This window comes from Micromonospora sp. NBC_01405 (assembly GCF_045040155.1).
GTDB lineage: Bacteria > Actinomycetota > Actinomycetes > Mycobacteriales > Micromonosporaceae > Micromonospora.
This window is the reverse complement of the sequence record NZ_CP109532.1, coordinates 3,161,726-3,187,189: the sequence shown is the minus strand read 5'-3', so window position 1 is coordinate 3,187,189 and position 25,464 is coordinate 3,161,726. Positions and strand designations below refer to the sequence as shown.

24 protein-coding genes and 1 tRNA gene are annotated in these 25,464 nt (G+C 72.3%); 10 read left to right on the top strand and 15 right to left on the bottom strand.

Going from position 1 to position 25,464, the window contains the following annotated elements:
- Positions 1–40 precede the first annotated feature (40 nt).
- Positions 41–1,192, top strand: coding sequence for an ArsA family ATPase (locus tag OG559_RS13460; RefSeq protein WP_405115632.1), 1,152 nt, complete (start codon positions 41–43; stop codon positions 1,190–1,192).
- Between the two features lie 6 nt (positions 1,193–1,198).
- Here OG559_RS13460 and OG559_RS13455 read toward each other — a convergent pair whose 3' ends face one another.
- Positions 1,199–1,516 (bottom strand): WhiB family transcriptional regulator, encoded by a 318-nt coding sequence (locus tag OG559_RS13455; protein ID WP_350881258.1) that lies wholly within the window; start codon positions 1,514–1,516, stop codon positions 1,199–1,201.
- Positions 1,517–1,913: 397 nt separating this feature from the next.
- On the opposite strand from OG559_RS13455, the gene OG559_RS13450 reads away from it, so the two are divergent.
- On the top strand, positions 1,914–4,349 hold the full coding sequence (locus tag OG559_RS13450) for a penicillin-binding protein (RefSeq protein ID WP_405115630.1): 2,436 nt from the start codon (positions 1,914–1,916) through the stop codon (positions 4,347–4,349).
- A 159-nt stretch (positions 4,350–4,508) separates the two neighbouring features.
- On the opposite strand, the gene OG559_RS13445 is transcribed toward OG559_RS13450, so the two are convergent.
- Positions 4,509–5,150 (bottom strand): vancomycin high temperature exclusion protein, encoded by a 642-nt coding sequence (locus OG559_RS13445; protein WP_405115628.1) that lies wholly within the window; start codon positions 5,148–5,150, stop codon positions 4,509–4,511.
- Between the two features lie 64 nt (positions 5,151–5,214).
- Complete coding sequence (locus OG559_RS13440) at positions 5,215–5,670, bottom strand: GatB/YqeY domain-containing protein (protein ID WP_405115626.1); 456 nt, start codon at positions 5,668–5,670, stop codon at positions 5,215–5,217.
- Positions 5,671–5,695: 25 nt separating this feature from the next.
- On the opposite strand from OG559_RS13440, the gene OG559_RS13435 reads away from it, so the two are divergent.
- Both OG559_RS13435 and OG559_RS13430 read left to right on the top strand, forming a co-directional pair.
- Positions 5,696–6,589 carry a metallophosphoesterase gene (locus OG559_RS13435; protein ID WP_405115624.1) on the top strand — a complete coding sequence of 298 codons (894 nt, stop codon included), beginning with the start codon at positions 5,696–5,698 and terminating at the stop codon, positions 6,587–6,589.
- A 338-nt stretch (positions 6,590–6,927) separates the two neighbouring features.
- Positions 6,928–7,001: transfer RNA gene (locus OG559_RS13430), tRNA-Pro, on the top strand.
- A gap of 130 nt (positions 7,002–7,131) precedes the next feature.
- Here OG559_RS13430 and OG559_RS13425 read toward each other — a convergent pair.
- From OG559_RS13425 to OG559_RS13405, 5 genes are all read right to left on the bottom strand, one after another.
- Positions 7,132–7,791 carry an HNH endonuclease family protein gene (locus OG559_RS13425; RefSeq protein ID WP_405115622.1) on the bottom strand — a complete coding sequence of 220 codons (660 nt, stop codon included), beginning with the start codon at positions 7,789–7,791 and terminating at the stop codon, positions 7,132–7,134.
- A gap of 135 nt (positions 7,792–7,926) precedes the next feature.
- A complete protein-coding gene (locus OG559_RS13420; protein ID WP_405115620.1) occupies positions 7,927–8,421 on the bottom strand; it encodes a GNAT family N-acetyltransferase in 495 nt (164 codons plus the stop codon).
- 80 nt (positions 8,422–8,501) lie between these two features.
- A complete protein-coding gene (locus OG559_RS13415) occupies positions 8,502–8,993 on the bottom strand; it encodes a hypothetical protein (protein ID WP_405115618.1) in 492 nt (163 codons plus the stop codon).
- 199 nt (positions 8,994–9,192) lie between these two features.
- Positions 9,193–9,645, bottom strand: coding sequence for a lamin tail domain-containing protein (locus OG559_RS13410; RefSeq protein WP_405115616.1), 453 nt, complete (start codon positions 9,643–9,645; stop codon positions 9,193–9,195).
- Between the two features lie 196 nt (positions 9,646–9,841).
- Complete coding sequence (locus OG559_RS13405) at positions 9,842–10,486, bottom strand: histone deacetylase (RefSeq protein ID WP_405115614.1); 645 nt, start codon at positions 10,484–10,486, stop codon at positions 9,842–9,844.
- A 267-nt stretch (positions 10,487–10,753) separates the two neighbouring features.
- On the opposite strand from OG559_RS13405, the gene OG559_RS13400 reads away from it, so the two are divergent.
- A complete protein-coding gene (locus tag OG559_RS13400) occupies positions 10,754–12,130 on the top strand; it encodes a diguanylate cyclase (protein WP_405116642.1) in 1,377 nt (458 codons plus the stop codon).
- A 114-nt stretch (positions 12,131–12,244) separates the two neighbouring features.
- On the opposite strand, the gene OG559_RS13395 is transcribed toward OG559_RS13400, so the two are convergent.
- Together OG559_RS13395 and OG559_RS13390 are read right to left on the bottom strand one after the other, a co-directional pair.
- The gene (locus tag OG559_RS13395; protein ID WP_405115612.1) at positions 12,245–13,309 is read right to left on the bottom strand and encodes an aspartate-semialdehyde dehydrogenase; all 1,065 of its coding nucleotides are present in this window, start codon (positions 13,307–13,309) and stop codon (positions 12,245–12,247) included.
- Between the two features lie 5 nt (positions 13,310–13,314).
- Positions 13,315–14,580: an aspartate kinase gene (locus OG559_RS13390; protein ID WP_396670674.1), complete on the bottom strand. Its 1,266-nt coding sequence runs from the start codon at positions 14,578–14,580 to the stop codon at positions 13,315–13,317.
- A gap of 246 nt (positions 14,581–14,826) precedes the next feature.
- On the opposite strand from OG559_RS13390, the gene OG559_RS13385 reads away from it, so the two are divergent.
- From OG559_RS13385 to leuA, 3 genes are all read left to right on the top strand, one after another.
- Positions 14,827–15,615, top strand: a complete 789-nt coding sequence (locus OG559_RS13385) for a hypothetical protein (protein ID WP_405115610.1) — start codon at positions 14,827–14,829, stop codon at positions 15,613–15,615.
- 85 nt (positions 15,616–15,700) lie between these two features.
- Positions 15,701–16,384, top strand: a complete 684-nt coding sequence (locus OG559_RS13380; RefSeq protein WP_405115608.1) for a nitroreductase family protein — start codon at positions 15,701–15,703, stop codon at positions 16,382–16,384.
- Between the two features lie 317 nt (positions 16,385–16,701).
- Entirely contained in the window at positions 16,702–18,459 is a 1,758-nt protein-coding gene (gene leuA, locus OG559_RS13375) for a 2-isopropylmalate synthase (RefSeq protein ID WP_405115606.1), read from the top strand.
- Positions 18,460–18,496: 37 nt separating this feature from the next.
- Here leuA and OG559_RS13370 read toward each other — a convergent pair whose 3' ends face one another.
- The gene (locus tag OG559_RS13370) at positions 18,497–19,951 is read right to left on the bottom strand and encodes an MFS transporter (RefSeq protein ID WP_405116640.1); all 1,455 of its coding nucleotides are present in this window, start codon (positions 19,949–19,951) and stop codon (positions 18,497–18,499) included.
- A 165-nt stretch (positions 19,952–20,116) separates the two neighbouring features.
- Here OG559_RS13370 and OG559_RS13365 point away from each other — a divergent pair, with 165 nt between their 5' ends.
- Positions 20,117–20,752 (top strand): HNH endonuclease family protein, encoded by a 636-nt coding sequence (locus tag OG559_RS13365; protein WP_405115604.1) that lies wholly within the window; start codon positions 20,117–20,119, stop codon positions 20,750–20,752.
- Positions 20,734–21,165 (top strand): hypothetical protein, encoded by a 432-nt coding sequence (locus OG559_RS13360; protein WP_405115602.1) that lies wholly within the window; start codon positions 20,734–20,736, stop codon positions 21,163–21,165. Before OG559_RS13365 ends, OG559_RS13360 begins: the two co-directional genes overlap by 19 nt.
- Before the next feature lie 49 nt (positions 21,166–21,214).
- Here the strand turns inward: OG559_RS13360 and OG559_RS13355 are convergent, their stop codons facing one another.
- Genes OG559_RS13355 through OG559_RS13340 form a run of 4 tightly spaced genes read right to left on the bottom strand, consistent with a single transcriptional unit; the run spans position 21,215 to position 25,407 of the window.
- Entirely contained in the window at positions 21,215–22,318 is a 1,104-nt protein-coding gene (locus OG559_RS13355; RefSeq protein ID WP_405115600.1) for an ABC transporter ATP-binding protein, read from the bottom strand.
- Positions 22,315–23,433, bottom strand: coding sequence for an ABC transporter ATP-binding protein (locus tag OG559_RS13350; RefSeq protein WP_405115598.1), 1,119 nt, complete (start codon positions 23,431–23,433; stop codon positions 22,315–22,317). The genes OG559_RS13355 and OG559_RS13350 overlap by 4 nt, the downstream gene beginning before the upstream one ends.
- 10 nt (positions 23,434–23,443) lie before the next feature.
- On the bottom strand, positions 23,444–24,406 hold the full coding sequence (locus OG559_RS13345) for an ABC transporter permease (protein WP_350881200.1): 963 nt from the start codon (positions 24,404–24,406) through the stop codon (positions 23,444–23,446).
- Complete coding sequence (locus OG559_RS13340; protein ID WP_405115595.1) at positions 24,403–25,407, bottom strand: ABC transporter permease; 1,005 nt, start codon at positions 25,405–25,407, stop codon at positions 24,403–24,405. The genes OG559_RS13345 and OG559_RS13340 overlap by 4 nt, the downstream gene beginning before the upstream one ends.
- Between the last annotated feature and the right edge of the window lie 57 nt (positions 25,408–25,464).

The window sequence follows — 25,464 nt, the reverse complement described above, 5'->3', positions numbered from 1 at the left end:
CAGCACGGCGCGGAGATCCCCCGAAGCCCGATACGCTCGATTGGTGCCTTCCGAAGACGCGGCGCCGCAGCTGGACGTCGACCAGATCCTCGCTGACCCCGGCGTGCGGATCGTGGTGTGCTGCGGGGCGGGCGGGGTGGGCAAGACGACCACCGCCGCCGCGCTCGCGCTGCGGGCCGCCGAACAGCACGGTCGGCGTACGGTGGTGCTCACCATCGACCCGGCCCGCCGGCTGGCCCAGTCGCTCGGCCTGACCGAGCTGGACAACACACCCCGCCAGGTCAAGGACATCGACGTCGAGGCCAGCGGGGGCGAGCTGCACGCCATGATGCTCGACATGAAGCGGACCTTCGACGACGTGGTGCTCCAGCACACCGACCCGGCGAAGGCGGCGGACATCTTCGCCAACCCCTTCTACCAGGCCATGAGCTCCACGTTCGCCGGCACTCAGGAATACATGGCGATGGAGAAGCTCGGCCAGCTGCACGCCCGGGGCGAGTGGGACCTGATCGTGGTGGACACCCCGCCGTCCCGCTCGGCGCTGGACTTCCTGGACGCGCCGGCCCGGCTGTCCCGCTTCCTCGACGGGCGGATGCTGCGGCTGCTGATGGCGCCGGCGCGCAGCGGGGGCCGGAGCATGTTCAGCCTCGTCACCGCGAGCTTCGGCATGTTCTCGAAGGTGGTGCAGAAGGTGCTCGGCGCGCAGCTGCTCACCGACCTGTCCGGCTTCGTGGCCGCGCTGGACTCGATGTTCGGCGGATTCCGGCAGCGGGCCGAGCAGACGTACCGGATCCTGCAGGCGCGGGAGACGGCCTTCCTGCTGGTCGCGGCCCCGGAGCCGGACGCGGTTCGGGAGGCGGCGTACTTCGCCGGGCGGCTGGGCGAGGAGCGGATGCCGCTGGCCGGCCTGGTGCTCAACCGGGTGCACCGGCCGGCGGTCGACACCCTGGACGCGGCGACCAGCCTGGCCGCCGCCGACCGGCTGGCCGAGGCCGGCGGGCACTCCGGGACCGTCGACGTGCTGCGGGCCCACGCCGCGCTGGCCCAGCAGGCGCACCGCGAGCAGCGGGTGGCGGCCCGGTTCAGCGAGGCGTTCCCGCAGGTGCCGGCGGTGTCGGTGACGGCGCAGCCCGCCGACGTGCACGACATCGACGGGCTGCGGACGATCGGCGCGGCGATCAGCCGGCCGTGACCGGCGTCAACCGGCCGTAACCAGGACCTTGTCCTTGCCGGGCTTGTCCTTGGCGTTCTTCTTCATGGCCGCCTCGAACATCTTCCGCCAGCTCGCGACCTGGGGGTGCCGGCGCAGCAGGGCCCGGCGTTCCCGCTCGGTCATGCCACCCCACACCCCGAACTCGATGCGGTTGTCGAGCGCGTCGGCCAGGCACTCGTACCGAACTGGGCAGCTCCGGCAGATCCGCTTCGCCACGTTCTGTTCAGCGCCCTGTACGAACAGCGCGTCCGGGTCCCCGTTCTGACACGCCGCCAGCGACGGCCAGTCAGTGATCATGCCCATGTGTACACGTCCCCCCTTGCAGTACCTACCGACGTCGCGCGACCAGCCGTCGAATACTCCTGCCGTCCGCCCGACCCCCCGGGCGGCCCGGACGACGCGTGGCTCGGTCACCGCCACCATCATGCTCTGTAGTCGACTGATTACGCAACGTTGTCGGCAAAATCCAACATTACGGACACTCCCGGCTTCCCGGGCCTTCGGCCCCCGTCTACCCGGCCGGAGTACGTGAAAACGCCGCGTCGCTCCTCCGATCGGTGAAGACTCGTCGCCGGATCCACGCAACCTCACACCAGGGTTCGTGCGTTTAGCACAACGAGGTCGGCGCGCGCAGGAAATGGGAGAAAGACGCCCCAGCGCCCCTCATTCCCTACTCGCGTACTCTGTCGAGGTGACCTGGATGCGGAAACGTGACCACAATGTGCTGACCAACGCCGCATCGCTACTCATCTGTGGCCTGCTGGCCGGAGTGGTGGTCGCGGCGGCGGCCTTCCCCGCGGTAGCGATGTCCGGGCTGGCCGCCAAGGCCGGCGCGGAGACCTTCGGCGCGCTGCCCAAGGAGCTGACGGGGGGCCGGGGCCCACAGATCAGCTACATGGTCGCCTCCGACGGCAAGACGCCGCTGGCGACCATGTACGACGAGAACCGGCGCGACGTGAAGCTCGCCGACATCTCGCCGTACATGCAGAAGGCGATCATCGCCGGCGAGGACCACGAGTTCTACAAGCACAACGGCGTCGACCTCAACGGCATCGCCCGCGCGTTCGTCAACAACCAGTCCGGCGCCAACTCCCAGCAGGGCGCGTCGACCCTGACGATGCAGTACGTCCGGCTGGCCATCGCGTACTCGGCCAACCACCCGGCCGACGTGGTCGCCGCGACCGAGGACACCAGCGCCCGCAAGCTGCGCGAGATGCGGCTGGCCCTCCAGGTCGACAAGGAGTTCTCCAAGGACGAGATCCTCACCCGCTACCTGAACCTCGCCGCCTTCGGCAACGGCGCGTACGGGGTCTACGCCGCCAGCCAGGTCTACTTCGGCAAGCCGCCGAGCAAGCTCAAGATCGAAGAGGCGGCCATGCTGGCCGGCATGGTGAAGGCCCCGACCACCAACGACCCGACCACCAAGGCCGGGTACCCGCTGGCCCTCGCCCGACGCGACTACATCATCGGGAACATGGTCGACATCGGCGCCATCACCAAGGAGGAGGGCGAGGCCGCCAAGGCCACCAAGATGGTGGTCAAGGACAAGAAGACCCCGAACGGCTGCGTCGCCACCAACAAGAAGGAGTGGGGCTTCTTCTGCGACTACCTCTACCGCTGGTGGTTGCAGCAGGAGACGTTCGGCTCGACCTCGTACGACCGGGAGCGGCGGCTCAAGAGCGGCGGCTACACCATTGTCACCAGCCTCGACGTGCAGGCGCAGAACGGCGCAGACAAGGCGGTCCGCAAGGGCCTCGGGGTCAACAGCAAGGCGGCCCGGATGGTCGCGGCGATCGAGCCGGGCACCGGGCGCGTCCGGGCGCTCGCGGTGAACCGGAACTTCAAGATCGACGACCCGAAGAAGCCGCAGAACAAGATCAACAGCGACCCGACGAAGGCCAAGAAGAAGATCCGGGGCAACTACCCCAACACGGTGATCCCGCTGCTCACCGGCGGCGGCGACATCAAGGGCTATCAGGCCGGCTCGACGTTCAAGATCTTCACGATCGTCGCCGCCCTGGAGAAGGGCATCCCGCTCAGCTACACGATCAACTCGCCGAAGCAGTTCAAGTCGGAATACATCATCGACAGCAGCAGCAACGCGGCCTGCCCGGGCACGCACTTCTACTGCCCCACCAACTCCGTGGAGTCGATGGCCGGCGTGCACAACATGTGGAGCGCGTTCGGCAGCTCGGTGAACACCTTCTTCGTACCGCTCCAGCAGCAGGTCGGCTCGGAGAACGTGATCAAGGCGGCGCAGAAGCTGGGCATCCAGTTCCGCTCGGCCGAGGACGCCAAGTTCGCCAGCGACAAGGAGGCGGCGCACCAGTGGGGCGCGTTCACCCTGGGCGTCTCGGCCACCACGCCGATGGACCTGGCCAACGCGTACGCGACCCTGGCGGCCGACGGCAAGTACTGCGAGCCGATCCCGGTGCAGGAGATCAAGGGCCCGGACGGCAAGAAGCTGGACATCGCCAACCCGCGCTGCGAGCAGCGGATCAGCACCGAGGTCGCCCGGGCCGCCGTGGACGCGGCCCGCTGCCCGGTCGGCGACCGCTCGTCGACCTCCAAGTGCGTCGGCGCGACCGCCCGCAACGTGCGCGGGATCGTCGGCAAGCCGGTGGCCGGCAAGTCCGGCACCACCGACTCGGAGAAGACCTCCTCCCTGGTCGCGATGACCAAGCAGTACGCGGTCGCCGGCATCCAGGCCGACCCGGACTGGCCGCAGACCAACCAGAAGATGGGTCACGACGTCTCGACGGGCATCAACCCCCCGGTGTACGAGACGCTGCGCGACGCCATGAAGGGCAAGAAGGGCATCGAGTTCACCCCCCCCAGCGGCAAGATCATGGAGGGTGACCAGCGCTCGATCCCCGACGTGAAGTGTCAGGACCTCGAGACCGCGAAGAACCGGCTCAAGGGCGCCGGCTTCGACGTGGTGGTCTCCTCCGGCCGGGTGGCGTCGAGCTGCGCGGCCGGCAAGGCCGCAGGCACCAGCCCGAACGGCCGCACCATCAAGGGCGGAGTGGTGACCATCGAGGTCAGCAGCGGCAGCGGCAAACCGGTCAACCCGCCGAACAACGACGGCACCGGCAACGTGCCCGGCCAGGGCGGCCGCCCGGGTCGCCCCGGCTGACCCACCAGCTCTGGGCCACGATGCGACGGGCGGGCATCCCTTCGGGGGTGCCCGCCCGTTCCCGTTCCGTCACCGGCCATGAGTTGGATCACCGCAACCGGGACGCCACCCAGCAGAGGCGCAACCACGACAGTCCGGCCCGGTGCGGCCCGAACGGGCTCAGCTGTCCCGTAGCGCGTCCTGGACAGCAGGGTCCGCGGGCGAGCGGACCGCTGGCGGCCTGCGCCACGCAGCGTCCCACGCCGCCTTCCCGCTGGCGAAGTAGTCGCGAACCGCCTTCTCCGCGAGCAGAGTGGCAGCGCAGCCGGCACAGCGGGCGGCCACCCCGTCGACGTCGAGACCGAGGCGCCGGCACAGCGTCACCGCCCGCGACAGGTGGTAGGACTGCGTCACGATCAGCGCCCGGGTGACCCCGTACACCTCACGCGCCCGGGCGCAGCTGTCATAGGTGTCCAGGCCGGACGGGTCGCCCACGACGCGCCGCGGGTCGACCCCGAGCCCCGTCAGGTACGACGTCATCACCGCCGGCTCGTCGCCGGACGCGCCGCCGCCGTCCCCGGACACGAGGATCACCCGGGCCCGCCCGTCGCGTACGAGCGCGGCGGCGGTCTCCAGGCGGCCGGCGAGCCGTTCCGCCGGTCTGCGGCGGTCCGCCGCCACCTCGGTCCCTAGGACGATGACGACGTCCGCGGCCGGCGCATCGGCCTCGCCGTACACGTGACCGTACGCGGCGATCTTCGTCCACAGCCAGGGGGCGCTGACGAGAAGCAGTACGACGACGCCTGCGGCGGCCAGGCGCATCAGGCGTCGCCGTCCCCCGAGCAGACGACGCGCCCGGCCGATCCGCGCGGCCGGGGGCGCCACGTCAGAGGCCGAGCTGGCGGCGCACCTCGGCGGCCACCCGGCCCCCCTCGGCCCGGCCCGCCACCGCGGCTTGGGCCGCCTTCATGGCCTGGCCCATCTGGGCCTTGCCGCTGAACCCGCCTGCGGCGAGCGCCCCCGCGACCAGCTCGGCCAACTCCTCGTCGGAGAGCTGCTTCGGCAGGTAGCGCTCCAGCACGTCGCCCTCGGCGATCTCCTTCGCGGACTGCTCGGCGCGGCCCGCGTCGCCGAAGGCCGTGGCGGCCTCGCGCCGCTTCTTCGCCTCCTTGGTCAGCACCGCGAGCACCTCGTCGTCGGTGAGCTCGCGCTTGACCTTGCCGGCGACCTCGGCGGTGCCGACGGCGGCCAGCGCCATCCGCAGGGTGGAGGTGGTCAGCTCGTCGCGTGCCTTGAGTGCGGCGCGCATGTCGGCGGTGAGGCGGTCCTTCAGCGTGCTCATGAACGGTGAAACTACCCTGATTGGCATGCGAAAGCGCACACTATTCCGGCTCGCCCTCGGGACCGCCGCCGCCGGAGCGGCAACCCTGGCGTACGCGTCACTCGTCGAGCGCAACATGTTCACCCTGCGTCGGTTCGATGTCCCGGTGCTGCCGGCCGACGCCGAGCCGCTGCGGGTCCTGCACCTGTCGGACCTGCACATGATGCCGGAGCAGCGACGCAAGCAGGAATGGGTGGCGTCGCTCGCGGCGCTGGACCCGGACCTGGTCGTGGTCACCGGGGACAACATGGCCGACCCGGGCGCGGTGCCCGGCGTGCTGCGCGCCCTGCACCCGCTGCTGGACCTGCCCGGCGCGTTCGTCTTCGGCTCGAACGACTACACCGGGCCGGTGTTGAAGAACCCGTTCAGCTACCTCCTTCCCGACCGGGAGTACACCGAGGGCGTCGAGCTGCCGTACGAGGAGCTGCGTGACGTCCTCACCGGGGCCGGCTGGGCGGACCTGAACAACGCCCGGACGACGGTCAAGGCGGGCGGCCGGCTGATCGAGCTGGTCGGGGTCGACGATCCGCACGTCGCGCGGGACGACTACCCCGCCGTCGCCGGCCCGGTCTCCGCCTCGGCGGACCTGTCGATCGCCCTGGCCCACTCCCCCGAGCCGGCCGTGCTCGACCGGATGGCCGAGGACGGCTTCGGCCTGCTGCTCGCCGGCCACACCCACGGCGGCCAGGTCTGCGTGCCCGGCTACGGGGCGTTGGTGACCAACTGCGGGCTGCCCCGGTCGATGGCGAAGGGCCTGCACCGCTGGCCCGGCTCCGACTCCTGGCTGCACGTCTCCGCCGGCCTGGGCACCCACCCCACCGCGCCGGTCCGGTTCGCCTGCCGCCCGGAGGCAAGCATCCTCACCCTGATCCCCCGCTGACCCACGCCCGGATCGGGCGGCCCGGCGCGGACCCTGAGGCGGGTTCGGGTGTGATCTGCGCCGCTTTGGAGCTGCCCCGCGCGCACTACCGCCGGTCGGTCCGGCACCGCCCCGGACCGGCCGGCGGGCGGGCGGGCTCGGGCGACGGGTTCGCCGGACGCATCCGCCATCCTGCGCGGCGGGCCGACGAGGCTGCGGGGCTGGTCGGCCCGCCTATGGAGCTGAGCCGGCTGCGACATCGCCTCCCGGGCAGCCCGGGGCCCGGCGGGGTGCCGAGCTGCGGACGGGGTACGAGTTTGACCATCGGACGGGGTGGGCTACTATTTGTCCGCACGCCTCGGGGTGTGGCGCAGCTTGGTAGCGCGCTTCGTTCGGGACGAAGAGGTCGTCGGTTCGAATCCGGCCACCCCGACAGAGGTCAGAGGGCACATCCGATCGATGGATGTGCCCTCTGGTGCGTTCTGGTGAGCGACAGGGCAGCGGTGGACGGCTGTCAACGCTGTGCCGGCGCGGTGTGGCTGACGGGCCGGCGACCTGACGGGTCAGTACGCGTACGTGACCGAGATGGTGACGTTGGAGCAGGAGTTGGCGAGACTGGTCAGGGCGTTCTTCTCGGCCGTGTCGACGGTGAGCCGCCAGCGGGTCTTGGTGACCACCCACTCCTTGACGTAGCGGCACCGGGCGGAGCTGTACGACGGCATCCAGGTGGCCGGGTCCTGGTCGCCCTTGGACTGGTTGACGTTGTCGGTCACGGCGATCAGCGGGCGGGAGTCCCCCAGGTCGTTGGCGTACGCCTGGCGGCGGCTGGTGGACCAGTTGCGGGCGCCGGAGTCCCAGGCCTCGGCGAGCGGGACCATGTGGTCGATGTCGACGTCGCCGGTCGCCGTCCAGTAGGCGTTGTCGTAGTAGGAGTACCAGCGCCCGCCGGAGAGGGTGCACGTGCCGGTGATCGTCGGCGCGGAGACGGCCTCGGCGAGCAGCACCTCGTTGCGGGTGTTGCAGCGGTCGCCGTCGGCGTCGATCCAGTGCGGGAAGAGATCCCGGCTGTAGCCGGTGCGTACCTCGGTGGCCACGGGCAGGGCCGCGACCGCGGTCCGCAGTGGGGCGGAGTAGCTGGCGGCCCAGGCGGGGTTGGCCAGGCCGACGGTGGCGGCGAGAGTGGCGGCGAGGGTGGTCGCGGCCACGCGAAGCGTACGGTTCATGGTGCTCCGTCCGGGTCGGCGAACTATCGCCTGTCATGTATATCGACATGCATGGCATTCCCACAACCGGGACTCCCAGGTGAACACTCCGCGAGGCCGTCGTGCGGCGTCGCCCGACCGGGACCGGTCACCTGGTCAGAGGTCGATCACCCAGTGCCGGGTATGGAAGATCCGACCCCGGAACGACGTCTCGCGTTCACCGAGGAGAACGAACCCGAGCGACCGGCAGATGCCGTTCGAGGGACCGTTGCCGACCTCGGGGAAGGCGTGCACCCGCGACCAGCGCCCGTCCTCGCGGGCCTCGTCGAGCAGTAGCCGGACCGCCTGCTTGGCCACTCCCCGCCCCTGGCACTCCGGCAGCACCATCCAGCCGATCTCGCCACCGGGCTCGCCGTCGATCTCGTGCCGGTGGAGGGTCACCGTGCCGGCCACCGTCGACGGGTCGGTCGGGTCGGGCACGATCATCCTGATCAGCCCGACGCCCCGCGCCACCAGGTCGATGTCGTGCCGGAGCTGGCCCGGCACGGACTCCGGCGGCATCGGCCCGCCGAGGTCGGCCATCATCACCGGATCGCAGCGCATCCGGCGGTACGCCTCGGCGTCCCCCTCGTGAACGTCGCGGAGCAGCACGGGTCCTCCCGCAGGGCCGTTCGGCCCACACCCCGACGGTAGTGGATCGGAGGAGACAGGGCAGGGCCGCCGGCTCCGGTTCAGTCGTGCAGCTCCGTGCGCCGAATCTCGGCGAACGCGGCGGTCAGCCAGCGGTCGAGCGGCCGGTCGGTCCCGGCCAGCAGGTCGGTCCCGGGCAGCAGGTCGGCGAGCAGCAGCGGGGCGTGCCGGGCCAGCGCGGCCGGGTCCGGCGGGGTGGCGTCGTCGTCCGGGTCGTACACGCCAAGGGCGCCGGCCAGCAGCACCAGCACCACGTGCGGGTCGACGTCCGGCTGCCAGCTCGCCGCGCCCCGCACGCAGGCCTCCAGCACCTGCCGGATGTCGTCGCCGTCCAACCCGTCGGGGTGGGTCTCCTCCAGCAGCAGCCGGACCACCGCGCCCAGCACCAGGCCGGACCGGTCCGCCCCCGCGAGCCGGTCGACCGCCTCGTCGTACGTCTCCCGGTCGCGGGCCCGGGCCGCGTCCACGGCCTCGGTGGCCGCCACGGCGATCTCGCGGGCCGGTGCGGGCAGGTGTCGCCAGGTCGTCGTCATCCCGACCAGGATCGCAGATCGGAGCGGCCGGCGGCGGGGCCCACCTCTACGGGCTCTCCTCGGGGCGTTCCTCGCCGCCCTGGCGACGCTCGCCCCGAGCTGCGCCGCGGCCTGCTCGGCTGAGACGACGGTACGGCGGTCGGCTCCCCCCTCACGAGAGCCGACCGCCGTACCGACCGGACGGGTCCGGCCCCCGCGGTCAGCAGTTGGTGTAGCTGCCGCTACTCCCCCACGAGCAGGAGTCGATCAGGGTGCCGGCGGAGTTGCGTACGTACGCGGTGTCCCCGGTGTTGTTCCAGATGTACGCACCCGACCCCCAGTAGCGGTCGGTCGAGGTGTTTGTGCCCTTGCCGGTGTGGATGTAAACGCTGGCGCCGGCGGCGAGCCGGAAGTCGCTGGTGAACGTGTAGACGTGGCTCGACTTGTCGCGCAGGGTCCAGGACTTCAGGTTGACGGTCGAGGACAGGCGGTTGGTCAGCTTCACGTACTCGGCGTTGAGGCTGCTGTTCGACCGGTTATCGGTGCCCGGCGAGTTGTAGTACGCCTTCGTGATCTGGAGGGCCGGGGTGGCGGCCTGCGCGGGCCCGGCCACGGCGAGCGAGCCGCAGACGGCGACGGCCATGGCGATACCGGTCAGCCTCTTCTTCAACACGATCCCCTACCTGTTGACGGCCGACCTCTGGCGGTGCCGGCGTGGAACGTGCACGAGGCTACCGACTCGTCCGGCCACTGTGGACTGTGCGAAGCCCGCACCGCCAACTACCGGCCGCGGGTCGACCGATCGCGGCCGAACGGCGTCCCCGGCCGGCGCGAACGGTGCCCGGTCCCGACGCGAACGGCGCCGCACGTCACCCGTCGAGTGCCCCGGCGACCAACGACTCGATGGCGGGAAGCTCCCACCGGCCGGTCACCCCGGGCCGGTCCGCCAGGTAGCCGGCGATCCGCGGCGCGTCCCAGCCGTGCGCCTCGCGTAGGCCCCCGGCGAGCATCGCGAGGTACACCGGCGCGGGCGCGTTCCACTCGACGTCCGCCGCCCGCCCCGGCGCTGTGAAGGTCAGCATCGGCACGCCGTCCCGGACGCCGGTGCGGACCAGCGTCTCGTACCGGCCGGGGCCGAGGGTCGCCCGCCCCCGCGCGACGGCGACCTTGATCAGGTCGAGGTCCGCGCCGGGTTCCCGGTACATCTCCTGCGCGGCGAGGTCGGCGAACTGCTCCGTGGTGAGCAGCCACGCCCGGGCCGCGGCCACCCCGGGCAACTCCGGGTCGTAGAAGGCCATCCCGCCGGTCCAGGCCCGGGACTCCCCGGCGAAGTAGATCCCGCCGGGCACCAGCACCGCCGCCGACCGGCGCGGCGGCCGGCAGTCCCGGCAGCCGGGGTACGTCCGCAGCCCGCCCGGGGGGCGGCCCCCGCCCAGGTACCAGTTCAGCCGGTCGGCGTGCATGTTGGACCCGTATGCGACGTACCAGAGCAGGGCGTCCACGGCCGTCAGCACGCCCCGGTCGGGTGGGTGTCGCTGGGCTGGGCGATGAGCATCGGGTCCTCCACGTCGACCGGAGGGCCCAGGCTAGCGCCGGCCGCCGGAATCCACAGGCTCCATCCACACCCTGTGGATAGTACATGTGTACGACGCTCTTGATCTTGAAAGATCACCCCTGAGCTGCGGTGAGTACGCTTGATCGGACAGCCGCCCCTCCCCGTCTGGAACCACGTGCGCGTAGATCACCACCGGCTCGTCCGGGACGTCACGGTCCGCCTGCCGATGGCGTCGACCGCCGTCGAGGCGTGCCGGTGGACCGTCACCGCGCTCGCCCGGTACGCGCCGGCCACCATCTCCGTCCTGCTCCCCGGGCCGGACCGGCTCCGCTGCGTCGCGGCAACCGGGGCCTGGCAGGTCTTCTCGACCGTCCCGCCGGAGGCCGGCATCGTCGGCCGGGTGTACGCCTCCGGCATCGGCGCCACCGTCCCCGACGTCGCCGCCGCCCCCGACTCACTTGCGGCCCGGCCCGACGTGACCGCCGAGATCTGCGTGCCGGTGCTCGACCCGGCGGGCCGCCCGATCGGAGTGCTCGACCTCCAGTGGAGCGGGCCGGTCGAGCTGGCCCTGTGGCGGCAGACCGCCGAGCGCGTCGCCGGCCGGCTCGGCGCCCGGATCACGGCGCTCGGCGGCCCGCCGGCGGAGAGCCGGAGCGAGAAGCTGCTGCGGCACGCCGCCGCGCTGACCACAGCCCCCACCGAGTGGGACCTGATGGCCGCGGCGATCTGCGCGGCCCGGGAGGTCTCCACCCTCTCCGCGGCGGTGCTGCTGCTGTCCGGCGAGACCGGCCCCCGGCTGGGCGCTCCCACCGGCGCGACCGGCGAGCTGGAGTCCCGCGTCCGGGCCGAGCTGACCGAGGTGGGCGCCCCGGCGCTGCACGGGATCATCGCCCGGGCCCACCGGCACGGCTCCGGCTACACCCTCGGGGAGACGGGGCACCCGCCCACGGCGGAGTACCGCCCGCTCGCCGACGCCGGAGTGCGCACCCTGGTGGCGGTGCCGGTCGGCCCCCCGGCCTCCGGCGGGGTGCTGCTGGTCGCCGATGAGCGGCTGTTGCGGCCCGACCCGACCACCGTCAACCTGATGGAACTGCTCGCCGGGCAGGCGTGGACCTGCCTGGACCGGCTACGCACGCTGGCCCGGCTGCGCGAGCAGGCCAGCTCCGACCCGCTCACCGGGCTGCGGCACACCGGGCCGTTCGGGCAGCGGATCGCTCGTGCCACGCCAGGGCGTACGGCCCTGCTGGCGATCGACGTGGACGGTTTCAAGGCGGTCAACGACACGTACGGCCACCAGGCCGGCGACCGGTTGCTGGTCGGGCTGGCCCGGGCGCTGGAGGCGGCGCTGCGCCAGGGCGACGAGTTGTACCGGATCGGCGGGGACGAGTTCGTCGCGGTGATCGAGGTGAGCCGCCCCGAGGAGGCGGTCCGGATCGCCGAGCGGCTGGCCGAGGCCGCCCGGGGCACCGGTCGCACGATCAGCGTCGGCGTCGCCCTGTCCCACCCCGGCGAGTCGCCCGAGCAGACCCTCCGCCGCGCCGACCAGGCCCTCTACGCGGTCAAGCGCCAGGGCCGCGACGCCGTCCACCTGGCCACCACCTGACCCACCCCATCCCCCGCACTTTCAGTGAATGCGTGGCCATCCGCCGCCGCAGAGGCACACTTTCTCTGAAAGTGCGGGGGCGAGGGCGGGGGCGAGGGCGAGGCGCGGGAGGGGTCAGGGGTGGGGGGTTAGTTCCTTGGCCAGGAGTTCGGCGATCTGGGCCGTGTTCAGGGCGGCGCCCTTGCGGAGGTTGTCGCCCGTCACGAAGAGGTCGAGGGCGCGCGGGTCGTCGACGGCGCGGCGGATGCGGCCGACCCAGGACGGGTCGGTGCCGACGGCGTCGATCGGCATCGGGAACTCCCCGGTGGCCGGGTCGTCGACGAGGATCACGCTGGGGGCGTTGCGTAGCGCCTCGCGGGCGCCCTCGGCGTCCACCTCGGTGGCGAAGACGGCGTGCACGGCCACCGAGTGCCCGGTCACCACCGGCACCCGGACGCAGGTCGCGGAGACCTTCAGGTCGGGCAGCCCGAGGATCTTGCGCGACTCGTTGCGCATCTTCAGCTCCTCGGACGACCAGCCGTCGTCGGCGAGCGAGCCGGCCCAGGGCACCACGTTGAGCGCCACCGGGGCCGGGAACGGCCCTATCTCGTCGCCGACGGCCTGCCGCACGTCACCCGGCCGGGAGCCGAGCGCCCGGTCCCCGGCGATCTTGCCGAGCTGAAGGTGCAGGGCGTCCACCCCGGCCCGCCCCGCCCCGGAGACCGCCTGGTACGAGGCGAGCACCAGCTCGCGCAGGCCGTACTCGCGGTGCAGCGGGGCGATCGCGACGATCATGGCGAGGGTGGTGCAGTTGGCGTTGGCGATGATCCCCTTCGGCCGGTTACGCACCTGCTCGGGGTTGATCTCGGGGACCACCAGCGGGACGTCCCGATCCATCCGGAACGCCCCGGAGTTGTCCACCGCCACCGCGCCTCGGCTGACCGCGACCGGTGCCCACTGCGCGGAGACGTCGTCCGGCACGTCGAACATCGCCACGTCGACGCCGTCGAACGCCTCCGGGGTGAGCGCGCCGACGGTCAACTCCTCGCCCCGGCAGCGCACCTGCCGCCCCACCGACCGCTCGGAGGCGAGCAGCCGGATCTCGCCCCAGACGTTGCGCCGGGACGACAGCAGCTCGCACATCACGGTTCCGACGGCACCTGTCGCCCCGACCACGGCAAGGGTGGGCAGCGACGGCATCGCCGCTACCGCCCGGTCCCCGCGTACACGACGGCCTCGGAGTCGCCGCCCAGCTCGAAGGCGTCGTGGATGGCCCGGACCGCCTTGTCGAGGTCGGTGTCCCGGCAGACCACGGAGACCCGGATCTCGGAGGTGGAGATCATCTCGATGTTGACCCCGGCGGTGCCGAGGGCGGCGAAGAAGCCGGCCGCCACGCCCGGGTGCGACCGCATTCCCGCGCCGACCAGCGAGATCTTGCCGACGTGGTCGTCGTAGAGCAGGCCCTTGAACTTGACCGGCTCCTGGATCTTGCTGAGCGCGGCCATGGCGGTCGGGCCGTCGGTCTTCGGCAGGGTGAACGAGATGTCCGTGCGGCCGGTGCCCTCGGTGGAGACGTTCTGCACGATCATGTCAATGTTGATCTCGGCGCCGGCGACGGTGTCGAAGATCCGCGCGGCGGCGCCCGGCTCGTCCGGGACCCCGACGATGGTGATCTTCGCCTCGCTGCGGTCGTGGGCGACCCCGGTGATCAGTGCCTGTTCCACGGGAAGGTCCTCCATCGATCCGGTGACCATGGTGCCGGTGTTGGTCGAGTATGACGAACGGACGTGGATCGGCAACCCCGCGCGCCGGGCGTACTCGACGCTGCGCAGGTGCAGCACCTTGGCGCCGCAGGCGGCCAGCTCCAACATCTCCTCGTAGGTGATGTCCCGGATGTGCCGGGCGTTGGGCACGATCCGGGGGTCGGCGGTGAACACGCCGTCGACGTCGGTGTAGATCTCGCACACGTCGGCGTGCAGCGCGGCGGCCAGCGCCACCGCCGTGGTGTCCGAGCCGCCCCGGCCGAGCGTGGTGACGTCCTTGGTGTCCTGCGAGACGCCCTGGAAGCCGGCCACGATGACGACCGCGCCCTCGTCGAGCGCGCCCTTGAGCCGCCCCGGGGTGACGTCGATGATCCGCGCCCGGCCGTGCACCGAGGTGGTGATCACGCCGGCCTGCGAGCCGGTGAACGAGCGGGCCTCGTACCCCAGGTTGTGGATGGCCATGGCGAGCAGCGCCATGGAGATCCGCTCCCCGGCGGTGAGCAGCATGTCCAGCTCACGGCCCGGCGGCAGCGGGCTGACCTGGTTGGCCAGGTCGAGCAGCTCGTCGGTGGTGTCACCCATCGCGGAGACGACCACGACCACGTCGTCGCCGGCCTTGCGGGTGGCGACGATCCGCTCGGCCACCCGCTTGATCCGCTCGGCGTTCCCGACGGAGGATCCGCCGTACTTCTGCACTACGAGTGCCACGACGGCGCACTCCCTCCCAGCAGTCCCTGAGCGTGCCGACGCCGCCGGGAAACCGGTCGGCGGCGCGTGTCAGACCACATCAGGGTATCCGGCGCCCCACACGGCCGGGTCGGGTGATCCCACCATCCGGCCGGCGCGGGCCGGCCCGGCCGCCGTCCCACCAGGTCGGCAGGGGGTACGCGACACGCCGGCCGACCGGCGTCGCAGGGGTCCCCGGGCGGGGGCGGCACACCGCAGAATGACCCGGTGCATGCCCACCTCCGCGTGGCCCGGCGCCTGATCGGCGCCCTCACGCTCACCCTGCCGGCCCTGCTCGCCGCCTGCGTCGGCGACCCGCCCGCCGCGACGACCTCGCCGCCGTCGAGCGACCCAGCGCCCGCCGCCATCGACTCCGCCCGTGAGGAGTTGGCCGCCCTGGCCGCGGCGGCCCAGGACCGGCACTTCACCGCCCGGTACACCCTCACCGGCGACGGCCCCGACCGCACGATCACGGTGACCAGCGCGAACGACGGCACCTGGCGGGTCGACGTCCCGGGTGGGGCGCTGGGCGGAACTGTGGACGTCTCGTTCGCCGGCACCACCGACGGGCTCTTCCAGTGCGGCCTGCCGTCGGCCTCCCGGCCCGAGCCGGCGAGCTGCGTACGCCTCGGCGACCCGGACGACACCGTCCCGAGCCGGCTGGATCCCCGGGTGCAGCACCCGTTCACCGACTGGCTGGAGGTGCTCACCGACCGGCTGGCCCCGCTGGCGGTCTCCCCAGCCCGGCCGCCGGCGGGGGCGACCGGGGCCTGCTACTCGGTCGACTCGACCTCGGCCTCGCTGAACCCCCCGCTGGACGTCGGGATCTACTGCTACGCCCCGGACGGCACGCCGACCGCCGTGCGGACCGTGACCGGCACCCTCGTCCTGGCCGGTCCGGCCGCGCCGGCCCCGGCGACCGTGCAGCTCGCCGGGCCGGTGACCGACGGCGAGCCGCTCGGTGTCGCGGCGCCGAACGTGGACGAGCCGACGCCCCGGTCCACGGAAACGCCCTGACCCCGCGTCCCGTTACGGGTGGTTCTGACCACATTTCCCCACCCCCGACCCCGGGGCAAAATGCCCAATACGGGACGCTTGCCCCATGGCCGACCTCACCCCGCTGCTCGCCTTCCGCTGGAGCCCTCGGGCATTCGACCCGACCGCCGCGCTGCCCTCCGCCGAGGCGGACTCGCTGCTGGAGGCGGCCCGCTGGGCGCCCTCCGCCGGCAACCGCCAACCGTGGCGGTTCGCCCTCGGGCACCGCGACGACGAGACGTACAAGCGGATCCTGGTCAACCTGCCGGCGGCCGAGCAGCGGTGGGCCCGGCACGCCGCCGCCCTGCTGCTCGGCGCCCACCTGACGGCCGACCCGGCCGCCGCCGCGGCACCGGGCCGCCCGCCCGGGGCCGGCGAAGCCGACGGCGCGGGAGCGGCCGACGGAGCCGGCGCGGGGGGCCCCGCCCCCGGGCCGGACCGGTCGGCCGGGGTCGGCGGCGGTCGCAGGCCGGCGGCGCCCGGTCCCCCCGGCCGAGCCGCGTACGACCTGGGGCAGGCGGTGGCGCACCTCACCGTGCAGGCCACCGCGCTCGGGCTGTACGTGCGCCAGCTGGCCGCCTTCGACGCCGCCGGGCTCACCGCCGACCTGGATCTGCCCGCCGGGATCCGCCCCCTGGTGGTGGCGGCGGTCGGCCGGCTCGGCGACCCGTTCAGCCTGCCCGAGGAGCTGCGCCGGAAGGAGACCGGCCTGCGCCGCCGCCGCCCGCTGGCCGAGCTGCTGCTGCGCTGACCGGCCGGCGTGGATCGGTCGCCCTGACCCGGCCGGCGTGGACCCGCCGGCTGGACCGGTCGGCGGCTGCGACGTCGATCTCAAACTCCGGACCGACCTTCCCACCCCTCACCTCATCACGTAGGGTCACTCTGTCATGTGGCAGGCGCACCTTCTCCTTGGTCGCCGCGACGAGGCCTGACCGGCCGGCACCTCGTCGCGGAGTCGAACCGCGCCGTCCAGCACATTCGAGCTTTCTCATCGGCGCCTCGCGCCGACCCGGCATCGTCGCCGACCTTCCGATTGCTGACGCCACATGTTCAGGGGAGCACTCCGTCATGGCTCAACCCACCGGCACCACCGGCGCTGACACCGATCCGATCGCCCAGCAGCGTCCCAGCCGGATGCCGTACCACCGGTACCAGCCGTACCACCAGGAGTTCCGGATCGACCTGCCGGACCGCGCCTGGCCGACCCGGCACGTGGAGGCCGCGCCCCGCTGGTGCGCCGTCGACCTGCGCGACGGCAACCAGGCGCTGATCGACCCGATGTCCCCGGAGCGCAAGCGCCGGATGTTCCAGCTCCTGGTGCAGATGGGCTACAAGGAGATCGAGGTCGGCTTCCCGTCGGCCAGCCAGACCGACTTCGACTTCGTGCGGCAGCTCATCGAGCAGGACCTGATCCCCGACGACGTGACCATCCAGGTGCTCACCCAGTGCCGGGAGCACCTGATCGAGCGGACCTTCGAGTCGCTGCGCGGCGCGAAGCGGGCGATCGTGCACTTCTACAACTCGACCTCCACCCTCCAGCGTCGGGTGGTCTTCGGGCTGGACCGGGACGGCATCACCGACATCGCCACCACCGGCGCGCGGCTCTGCCAGAAGTACGCGGAGATCCACACCCCGGACACCGACATCTACTACGAATACTCTCCGGAGTCGTACACGGGCACCGAGCTGGAGTACGCGCTGGAGGTCTGCTCGGCGGTGATCGACGCGATCGACCCGACGCCGGACCGGAAGCTGATCATCAACCTGCCGGCGACCGTCGAGATGGCCACCCCGAACGCGTACGCCGACTCGATCGAGTGGATGCACCGGCGCCTGCCCCGGCGGGACAGCCTGGTGCTGAGCCTGCACCCGCACAACGACCGGGGCACCGGCGTGGCCGCCGCCGAGCTGGGCCTGCTGGCCGGCGCCGACCGGATCGAGGGCTGCCTGTTCGGCAACGGCGAGCGCACCGGCAACGTCGACCTGGTGACGCTGGGGCTCAACCTGTTCTCCCAGGGCATCGACCCGATGATCGACTTCTCTGACATCGACGAGGTCAAGCGGGCCGTGGAGTACTGCAACCAACTCCCGGTACACGAGCGCCACCCGTACGCGGGCGACCTGGTCTACACCGCGTTCTCCGGCTCCCACCAGGACGCGATCAAGAAGGGCTTCGACGCCCTGCACGCCGACGCGGCGGCGGCGGGTGTGCCGGTCGACCAGCACACCTGGGCAGTGCCGTACCTGCCGATCGACCCGAAGGACCTGGGCCGCACCTACGAGGCGGTCATCCGGGTCAACTCGCAGTCCGGCAAGGGCGGCGTCGCGTACATCATGAAGAGCGAACACCAGCTCGACCTGCCGCGCCGGCTCCAGATCGAGTTCTCCGGCGTGGTCCAGCAGGTCACCGACCACGACGGCGGCGAGGTCGACCCGAGCACCATGTGGGAGATCTTCGCGGGCCACTACCTGCTCGACCATCAGCCCGACCCGGCCGCCACCCTGGCCGGCTACGCCATCGGCACCGCCGACGGCAAGGTCGAGATCGAGGCCCGGGTGGGCGTCGGCGGTGAGGTCCGGTCGCTGGCCGCCGTCGGCAACGGCCCGATCGACGCGTACGTCAACGCGCTCGGATCGGTGGGCGTGGCGGTGCGGGTGCTCGACTACCACGAGCACGCGCTCTCCTCCGGCGGGGACGCGCAGGCCGCCGCGTACGTCGAGTGCGAGGTCGACGGCCGCACCGTGTGGGGTGTCGGGGTGGACGCGAACATCGTCACCGCCTCCGTGAAGGCGGTCACCAGCGCCGTCAACCGCGCCCGCGCCTGAGGTCGCCCGGCGGCGTCCGGCACACGCCGGGCGCCGCCTACCGCCTGTCGGGTGAGGTCGAGGCTGGCAGCGTCGGACACGGCTGCGAGCCTGGTGCCTCGCGGGGCGGGCGGTGGATCAGCAGACCGGCCAGCACCGCCCCGGCCAGCAGCCCGCCGGCGCACCAGAGCAGCGCGCCCCGGAACGCGTCGGTCAGCGCCGCCTTCTGCTCGTACCCGGTGCCGCTGAGGCCGACCAGCAGGGGCAGCGCGGCCACCGCAAGCAGGCCGCCGGCCCGGGACGCCGCGTTGTTGAATCCGCTGGCCACCCCCGCGAACCGGTCCGCCACGGCGGCCAGCACCGAGGCGGTCAGCGGTGCCACCACCAGGGTCAGGCCCAGGCCGAAGAGGGTCACCCCGGGCAGCACATCCGTCCAGTACGACGCGCCCGGCCGCACCCCGCGCAGCAGCAGCAGGCCGATCGCGGCGACCACCGGGCCCACGGTCAGCGGCAGCCGGGGGCCGATCCTGGCCGACAGCGCCCCGGCGCGGGACGAGCCGACCAGCAGCAGGACCGTCATGGGGACGGTGGCCAGACCGGTGAGCAGCGCCGACCAGCCCACCACGTTCTGCAGGTACACGGCGAGGAAAAAGGTGAACCCGCCCAGCGCCGCGTACACCATCACGGTGAAGACGTTCAGCACCGAGAAGAGCCGGCTGCCGAACAAGGCGGTGGGCAGCATGGCGGTGTCGCCCCGGCACCGTTCCACCAGCACGAACGCGACGGCGGCGAGCACCCCGACCAGCGCCGCCGCCAACACCGGCAGCGAACCGCCCCGGGCCGGCGCGTCGATCAGGGCGTACGTGACGCCGCCCAGGCCGAGCGCGCCGAGCAGCGCGCCGGCCACGTCGAACCGCCGCCGCCCGGCCCCGGTACGCGAGGCGTCCTCGTCGCGGCTCTCCGGCACCCAGCGCAGCGCGGCCAGCACCACCGGCACGGCCAGCGGCAGGTTGATGAAGAAGATCCACCGCCAGGACAGGGCGTCGATCAGCCAGCCCCCGACGAGCGGGCCGAGCGCGGTGGAGACCCCGGCCAGCCCGGACCATGCCCCGATCGCCCGGCCCCGGTCGTCGGGGTGGAAGCTGGACTGGATGACCGACAGCGAGCCGGGGGTGAGCAGCGCACCCCCGACGCCCTGGAGGAACCGGGCCGCGACCAGCCAGCCGGTGCCCTGGGCCAGGCCGCACAGCGCCGAGGCGACGGCGAACCAGACCACCCCGATCAGGAACACCCGCCGCCGCCCGAACCGGTCGCCGAGCGCGCCGCCGAGCAGCACGAACGCGGCCAGCATGAGCAGGTACCCGTTGACGGTCCACTGGAGACCGGCCACCGTGGCGCCCAGTTCCATGCCGAGGCGGGGCAGGGCCACGTTGACCACGGTGCTGTCCAGGAAGACCATGCCGGAGGCGAGGATCGCGGCGAGCAGCGTCCCCCGGGCGGCGGGGGTGCCCATCCGGAGCGCGGGCGTGAGTGTGGACTCGGTCACGGTATTCATCCTCCTCCGGTCGATTTGCCGGACGCCACGATTCATGGAAACGGTGCCGGGGTACTGTGCGCAATCGCCGGGAGCCCGCAAGCTGGAGAGGTGTCGTCTGTGCGAACCAGATCAGGACGTCGTGTGGCCGGGGCTGCCGTGCTTGCCGCGGCGCTCGCCCTCGTGTCCGCCGGCTGCTCGGCGGTCGACGAGCCCGAGGCCCCGCCCAGCGGCGGCGGCGGCAACGTCAGCGAGCAGTTGGGCCAGCTGACCGTCGCCAGCGCCGGCTCGATGAAGGGCTACAGCCGCGACCACTTCCCGCACTGGCGGAACACCGGGAAGAACTGCGACGTGCGGGACAGCGTCCTCAAGCGCGACGGTGAGGACATCCGGCTCTCCGGCTGCAACGTGGTCGGCGGCCACTGGGAGAGCGTGTACGACGGCCGGGTCTTCACCGACCCCTCGGACGTGGACATCGACCACACCGTGCCGCTGGCCAACGCGTGGCGCTCGGGGGCGAACGAGTGGGACGACGCCAAGCGGGGCGACTTCGCGAACGATCTCACGAGACCGCAGCTCTTCGCGGTTTCCGCCTCCTCCAACCGGGCAAAGGGTGACCAGGATCCGTCCCAGTGGAAACCGGCGAACCGCTCGTACTGGTGCAAGTACGCTGAAAACTGGGTGACGGTCAAGCACCACTGGCGGCTGACGGTGACCAGTGCCGAGAAGGCCGCCCTGACCGACATGCTGGGGGGCTGCACATGGGCGAGCAAGCCGTGACCGGGACCGAGGCCGGGACGAGCGAGGGTGCCACCACGGCCGGGATGATCGCGGACGGCACCCCGACGGGTCCGGCCGACGTCTCGGGCGCCGGCATGTCCGCCGACGCGGGGGCCACCAGCGCCGCGGCGTCCCCGCCCACGGGCGCTCCGGCCGGCGGCGGGGCGCAGAACCGTACCGCCGATGTCGTCCCCGGCCCGGGCGGCGTGATGACCGACGAGGTCGGCGTGGTGACCGGTGAGCTGACCCTGCGCACGGAGTACGCCGACGGCCAGGTCGTCCTCCGCGTGCAGTACCGGGAGGCCGACGAGTGGTACGTCGTGACCGGCGGGAAGGCCCCGCTGGCCGACCCGGCCGGGCTGGACGCGGTACACACGATCGCGGTCGGCCTGCTCAACCGCCCGGAGGGCTGACCTGGCCGGGGCCCCTGCGGCGCGAGCCGCGCCGACAAGGGCCCCTCGCTCACACGTACGAGCCGGGCTCGGTGGGCGCGGAGACGACGGCCGGGGCCTCGCCCTCGCCCTCGGGCCGGACGATCTGCACGCTCACCTTGTGTGGGCGCAGCTCGCCGGTGGCGATCTGCTCCGCGAAGTGGCAGGCGACCCGGCTGCCGCCGATGTCCCGCAGCGCCGGCCGCTCGTCGGCGCAGCGGGTGGGCTGGGCCCACGGGCAGCGGGTGTGGAACCGGCAGCCTGCTGGCGGGTTGGCCGGCGACGGCAGGTCCCCGGCGAGCAGGATCCGCTCCCGCCGGTCCTCCACGTCCGGGTCCGGCACCGGCACGGCCGACATCAGCGCCCGGGTGTACGGGTGCAGCGGCTCGCTGTACAGCCGGTCGCTCGGCGCCTCCTCGACCAGCGCGCCCAGGTACATCACGCCGACCACGTCGGAGATGTGCTTGACCACGGCAAGGTCGTGGGCGATGAACAGGTAGGTCAGGCCGAGGTTGTCCTGAAGCTCGTCGAGCAGGTTCACCACCTGGGCCTGGATGGAGACGTCCAGGGCGGAGACCGGCTCGTCGGCGACGATCAGCTCGGGGCCGAGCACCAGGGCCCGGGCGATGCCGATGCGCTGCCGCTGGCCACCGGAGAACTCGTGCGGGTACCGGGACAGCGCCCAGCGGGGCAGCCCCACCGCGTCGAGGGTCTCGCCGATGATCCGCCGCCGGTCGTCCCGGTCGGTCCCGATGCCGTGGGTCTGCAACCCCTCGACCAGGATCGACTCGACGTTCTGCCGGGGGTCCAGGCTCGACATCGGGTCCTGGAAGATCATCTGCATCCGTCGGCGCATGGTGCGCAGCTTCCCGGCCGGAAGCGTGGTCAGCTCGACGCCGTCGAAGCGGACCTCGCCGGCGGTGGGCGGGGTGAGCTGGAGCAGGGCCCGGCCGAGCGTGGACTTGCCGCAGCCGGACTCGCCGACCAGTCCGTACGTCTTCCCGCGCGGGATGCTCAGGTCGACCCCGTCGACCGCCTTGACGTGGCCCACCACCCGGTCGAGGAGGATTCCCCGCTTGATCGGGAAGTGCACCTTCAGGTCGCGGACCTCGACGAGGATGTCGCTCTCGGTCACGGCTTCTCCTCCTCGCGCGGGGCGGGCACCGAACCCGTGGTCGCGTCGTCGGCCGACGCAGGGGCGGCGGCACCGGCCGCCGGGGCGGTGCCCGGGGCGGTCGCGGCCCGGCCGCCGGTGACGCCCGGGGGCACAGTGCCGGGGATCGGGGCCGGGTTGAGGCACCGGTAGCTGCGGCCGTCGTGGGCGAGCACCAGCTCCGGCGGCTCCCCCACGCACTCGTCGATGCGGCGGGTGCAGCGTGGGGCGAAGGCGCAGCCGTCCGGCCAGGCCAGCAGGTCCCGGACCGAGCCGGGGATCGGGTTCAGCCGCTCGCCACGCCCGGCGTCCAGGCGCGGCACCGAGCCGAGCAGACCCACCGTGTACGGGTGCCGCGGCTCGCGGAACAGCGGGCGGCGGCGGGCCGTCTCCACCACCCGGCCCCCGTACAGCACGTTGATCGTTTCGCACATGCCGGCGACCACCCCCAGGTCGTGGGTGATCATCACGAGCGCGGTGCCGGAGTCCCGGACCAGGTCCTTGAGCAACTCCAGGATCTGCGCCTGGATGGTGACGTCCAGCGCGGTGGTCGGCTCGTCGGCGATCAGCAGCCGGGGCTGGCAGGCCACCGCCATGGCGATCAGGGCGCGCTGCCGCATGCCGCCGGAGAGCTGGTGCGGATACTCCTTGAGCCGGCGGCGCGGGTCGGGGATGCCGACCCGGTCGAGCAGGTCGGCGGCCTCCTTCTTGGCCGACTCCCCCCTCATCCCCCGGTGCCGGGTCAGCACCTCGGTCACCTGCAACCCGATCGGGATCACCGGGTTCAGCGAGGAGAGCGGGTCCTGGAAGATCATCGCGACGTCACGGCCCCGGATGTCCCGGCGGGACCGGTCGTCGAGCTGGAGCAGGTCCGTGCCGTCGAAGACCGCCTTGCCGCCGACCCGCAGGCCGGGCTGCTTGGGCAGCAGGCCCATGATGGCCAACGACGTGACGCTCTTGCCGCAGCCGGACTCGCCGACCAGGCCGACCACCTCGCCGGCGTCGACCGCGAAGGACACCCCGTCGACGGCGTGCACGGTGCGCTGACCGCGCCGGGCGAACGTGACGGAGAGGTCGTCCACTTCGAGCAGTGCCATGACAGACGGCCTACTTCCGCAGCTTCGGGTCGAGGGCCTCGCGCATCGCCTCGCCGAGCAGGGTGAAACCGAGCGCGGTGACGATGATCGCGAGGGCGGGCAGGACGGCCAGCCGGGGCGCGGCGTCGAGGTAGCGCTGCGCGTCGGCGAGCATGACGCCCCACTCCGGGATGGACGCGTCGTTGTTGCCGAGACCGAGGAAGGAGAGCGCGGCGGCCTCGATGATCGCGGTGGCCAGGGTCAGCGTCGCCTGGACGATCACCGGGGCGAGCGAGTTCGGCACCACGTGGGTCAGCGCGATCTTCGGCTTCTTCACGCCCAGCGACGTCGCGGCCAGCACGTAGTCGCTGTTGGCCTGGGAGATCATCGAGCCGCGCAGCAGCCGGGCGAAGACCGGCACGGAGACCACGCCGACCGCGATCATCACGGTGGTCAGGCCGGAGCCGAGCAGCGCGGCGATGCTGATCGCGAGCAGCAGGCTCGGCATGGCCAGCAGCATGTCGACGAAGCGCATGATGACGTTGTCGAGGGCCCGACCCCACTTGCCGCCGAGACCGGCCGCGGCGCCGGCGACGCCGCCGAGCAGCGACCCGACGGCCAGCCCGATCAGGGTGGAGATGATGCCGACCAGCAGGGTCTGCCGGGCACCGACGATCATCCGGCTGAACTCGTCGCGGCCGATGTGGTCCACGCCGAACCAGTTCTCCGCCCGGGGGCCCGGGAAGTAGCCGATGTTGTCCCGGATCTCGCCCTTCCAGAGCTGGGCGTCCGCCGGGTGCGGGACCAGGAACGGCCCGACGATGGCGACCAGCAGGAACAGGCCCAGGATCACCGCGCCGACGATGGCGGCCGGGTTGCGCCGCAGCCGGCGGAACGCCTCCTGCCAGAGGCTCACGCCGCGCTCGTCGTCCCGGGCGGCCAACTCGGCGAGCCGGTCGATCTTCTCGCGCTTCTTGCCGCTGATGGCCGTCATCGCACCCTCACCCTCGGGTCGATCACGCTGTATGAGAGGTCCACCAGGAGGTTCACCAGCACGTACACCACCGCGATGATCAGGATGAAGCCCATCAGCACGGGGTAGTCGCGCTGGCTGATCGCCTCGGCGACGAACGCCCCGATGCCGCTGAAGGCGAAGACGGTCTCGGTCAGCACCGCGCCGGAGAGCAGGCCGCCGGTGAGTAGGCCGATCGAGGTGACCACGGGCAGCATGGCGTTGCGCAGCACGTGCCGGCGGCGGACCGTGTTCTCGGTCAGGCCCTTGGCCTCGGCCGTGCGGACGAAGTCCTCGTTGAGCACCTCCAGCACGCTGGCCCGGGTGATCCGGACGATGATCGCCAGGGGGATGCTGGCCAGCGCGAGGCCCGGCAGCACCAGGTGCCAGAGCGCGTCGGCGGCGGCGTCCCACTCCCGGGTCATCAGCCCGTCGAAGACGAAGAAGTTGGTGATCCGGGTCGCCCCGAGGGTCGGATCCTGCCGGCCGCTGGACGGGAACCAGCCGAGGTTCTCCGAGAAGATCGCCTTCAGCACGTACGCCAGGAAGAAGACCGGGATGCAGATGCCGATCAGCGACCCGCCGACCGAGAGGTGGTCGAGCATCCGGCCCCGGCGGCGGGCGGCCAGGTAGCCCAGCGGGATGCCGATCCCGATCGCGATCACCATAGCCATCACGGTCAGCTCGACGGTGCCGGGGAACCGCTCGATGAACTCGGTGACGACCGAGCGCTTGGTGGAGGTCGAGGTGCCCAGGTCCAGCTTGATCAGCCGCCGGACGAACCGGCCGTACTGGATCAGGATCGGCTCGTCGAGACCGAAGTTGCGGCGGATGGCGGCGCGCATCTCCGGCGTGCCGCGCTCACCCAGGATGGCGGTCTCGGGGCCGCCCGGCAGCCGGCGCAGCCAGATGAACAGCAGAAGGGAGAGCCCGATCAGCGTCGGTATGAGCTGCAGCAGGCGTCTGACGATGAACCGGAACACGGCGGCCTCGGAAGGGTGTGCGGAGGGGGGCGGGCGGGCGCCGTGGTGACAGCGCCC